This window comes from Segatella copri (genome assembly GCF_949820605.1).
Lineage (GTDB): Bacteria > Bacteroidota > Bacteroidia > Bacteroidales > Bacteroidaceae > Prevotella.
In genome coordinates this window covers 1-3,284 of record NZ_CATKVU010000003.1, presented here as the reverse complement: position 1 = coordinate 3,284, position 3,284 = coordinate 1, and the positions used below count along the sequence as shown (strand labels likewise).

Genomic DNA, 3,284 nt, shown 5'->3' with positions numbered 1-3,284 from the left:
CTTGAAGTTGTTGAGCATGTTCTGAGCCGTCGAAGACGTGTGGACGATGTTGTTGGACGAGTTGATGATACTCTGCGCAATGTTGGTAGGATCTATGACAGACCACTGTGCGCTTGCCTTTCCTACTATCAGCAGGAACAGGCAGATTGTCATGATTACTTTTGTTCTCATTTTTACTTTTGGATTAAGTGGATAATGAATTTACTTGTTCTCTTGTTTGTCCTCTGCAAGCTGTCGGATGGCAGCTTCCATGTCGTCACCGAGTTTCTCCGCCAATGCCCTTACCTCCAGTTTCTCACTTTCCTCAGTCGTATAGGCGAGATATTCCTGCGTGGACACCTCTGTGGCATATACTGCCGACTGCGTTCCGCCAAGTCCTATCCATACTTCCTTGTAGAGACGTGACGGGTCGTTGGACTGGTTGATGGAGAGAATCTGCGACTTCTCCTTTTCCGTCAATCCGAGCAATGACTGTATCTGCTCGAACTTGTTCATGAACTTCCTCTGGTCAAGGAGTATCTTGCAGTCTGAGTTGTTGATGATACTGTCCTTCACGATAGCGGAGGATATGATGTCCTCGACTTCCTGCGTCACCACAACCGCCTCACCGAAGAACTTTCTGACCGTCTTATAGAGATACTTGATATAGGAAGCCATGTTTGCCGAAGCTATCGCTTTCCATGCTTCTTCTATCACTATCATCTTACGGATGCCTTTCAGGCGGCGCATCTTGTTGATGAACAACTCCATGATGATGATGGTCGTGACCGGGAACAGGATTGGATGGTGTAGGCTAAGCACCCAGCGCCTTGCCATATTACTATGGTAGGTTTCCAAATGCTCGCCCCCGAACCGGACTTACACATTTCGGCGTATCCGGCTCTCCATTAATTCTATCAGTCTATACTACCGTAATGGACTTTCTTATGGCAGCTACGACATAAAGCTATCGTCTTACGCTTGCGTGCAATCATGTGGCGTTCCCAATCTTCCTTTCCTTGAAGGTCTTTGAGTTTTCTCACATGGTGCATATCAAGTTTTACGTTTTCCTTTCCACACAATTCACAACGGTTTGCCTTTAATCTGTCGATAAGACTTGTTCCGTGGTAAAAGTATTGAACAGGTAATCTGTCATAGCAATCTCCATATTCTTGTTTCTTACGCTTGAACCCATCGTGATAAAACTGCCTCTTTAAGGTTTGTCCTTTTCTGTTCTTATAGCTTACTGTGAACACTCCGTCTTTCTTGTATTTCTTGCAGATTTGCACTACAGAACTTCTATACTTGGACGCATAGGTTTTGTACATGCTATACTCCATGATATACTTGAATGTATGAAGCGAATGACAATTGTTTGCTATTGAATAGAAGTTATAGATACCTCTTATTTCAGCATTGTATCTTTCCAAGATTTCCAAGTCATCACTGTTGATGAGATATGGTCGGTGCTTAGGCTTGTAAAACTCCTTTCCATTGTGCATCTTTATCTCCAATGCACCATAGTCAAGGAGTTTCTTTCTAATCACTTGCGTCGGCATCTTCAAGTACACCTTATTATTAAAGGGTCTTGTCAATCTGCCAGCCTTGTTTCTCTTGGTCAATACAGATTTGCGGATATAGATTTCATAGCCGAGGAACTTTGCAGACTTTCTTCCATGTGTAATGAGTGTCTTCTCATCTGAAAGTTCAAGCGAAAGCTTCTCGGCAAGGAACTTTTTGATGTCCTGCTTGATGGCTTCCGCCTCTTTCTTTGTTCCAATGACAGCACACAGAAAATCATCTGCATACCGTACATATTTTAGGCGTCTGAAATTTGCATCCATATCCACACCACAAGGAATTTTTGCTCTTTCCTTATCAAAGTGTTTTATTTCTTTGACTATGAATTTGCGCTCTTCCCTGTCTGTTACCGCTTTGAGTTTCAACACTGCACGACTTTTGCCGTACTCAAATTTCACCCTTTCGGGATTGTCTGCTCTTTCCTTGCCCTTGTTGAATTTTTGGATGTATTCACGCATATAAGTGTCAAGTTGGTCAAGGTAGATGTTTGCCAATATCGGGCTGATTATTCCACCTTGTGGCGTGCCACTATATGTTTTGTTGAATACCCAATTTTCAATAAATCCCGCATTGAGGAACTTGCGTATCAATCGAAGAAAACGCTCATCGTCAATTCGCTTCCTTAAAATGTCTATCAATGTGTTATGATTGATATTGTCAAAGAAGCCTTTGATGTCCCCTTCTATGAACCAACGTGTCCCATTGAATGACTTTTGAATTTGTTGCAAGGCTGTATGACAACTTCGCTTGGGTCTAAAACCATGGGAATTGTTGTCAAAGCTACCTTCATATATCGCTTCCAAAATCATTCTGACAACTTCTTGCAGAAGTTTGTCGTTGAATGTGGGTATGCCAAGAGGTCGTTTCTTCCCATTCTTCTTGGGAATATAAACTCTCCTTGACGGTATGGGCTGATATGACTCGTCTTTCAACGAAATTATCAGTTTTTCAATGCGTGATATACTCATGTGGTCAATGGTGGCGTTGTCTGCCCCCTTGGTCATGTTACCCTCCTTTGCATAAATGCGCTGATAGGCAGCATAGTACATCTGTTCATTGAAGAGCAGGCGGTAAAGCCGCTCAAATTTATAGTTCGGTTGTCGGCTGTGTATAGCCAGACTGTTTAATACTCTTTCTGAATTTCTCATAATGTCTCACACATTTTTCATTAATTGTATTAAAAGAATTAACTGCCTCCCTTTGCCATGTGCAGGTCATTATCCTGCTCGGACTACTACGGAGGCTCCGTTGCCTTGTCAGATATTCAGAGGTCTGCACCTCATAGCCTTACAAGTGGCTTTCCGATTTAGGCAATCCCCGTTTGCTTGCATAATAACTCTTGCCTGATAGACAGGAGGATATGACTTTCGTCCTTTTCTGCTTATTGCAGATGCGTCGTGACAAGTACATGCTCTGTTCTCCTCAAAGACTGGAAAATGAGTGTCACGATACAACGAGTTTAGCTATCTTACGTTGTAGGTACGCGCAGATACCGCTTGGACTATCATTCAATCAGTATAGATTTTATCCTTTGTCTATCTTTTCATCCCACCATTCAGTCGCAATCTGATAGCTGATTGACTTATGGATTTCCTACATGCTACACTCCCCATCGTCTTTCGTTGAATGGATAAGTAGGCGGATGATAGGTCTTTTCAATGTACACTTGCCTAATTCCTTGCTAATGGAATAGTTATTTATGCAGCCTTGACGGGCGCACCCTT

General features: G+C 42.7%; 2 protein-coding genes and 1 pseudogene. All 3 read right to left on the bottom strand.

Going from position 1 to position 3,284, the window contains the following annotated elements; translation table 11 throughout:
• Window positions 1–171, bottom strand: a 171-nt coding sequence (locus RCO84_RS00665; protein WP_317583471.1) for a DUF4141 domain-containing protein, incomplete at its 3' end; no start/stop codon positions are given.
• Window positions 172–201: 30 nt separating this feature from the next.
• Window positions 202–777: pseudogene (locus RCO84_RS00660) on the bottom strand (TraG family conjugative transposon ATPase); the annotation flags it as partial.
• A 119-nt stretch (window positions 778–896) separates the two neighbouring features.
• Window positions 897–2,708 (bottom strand): reverse transcriptase/maturase family protein, encoded by a 1,812-nt coding sequence (locus tag RCO84_RS00655; protein WP_287580900.1) that lies wholly within the window; start codon window positions 2,706–2,708, stop codon window positions 897–899.
• Between the last annotated feature and the right edge of the window lie 576 nt (window positions 2,709–3,284).

Coding starts and splice junctions, on each gene's coding strand:
- RCO84_RS00655 (WP_287580900.1), bottom strand. CDS start 2,708: ATGAGAAATTCAGAAAGAGTATTAAACAGTCTGGCTATACACAGCCGA.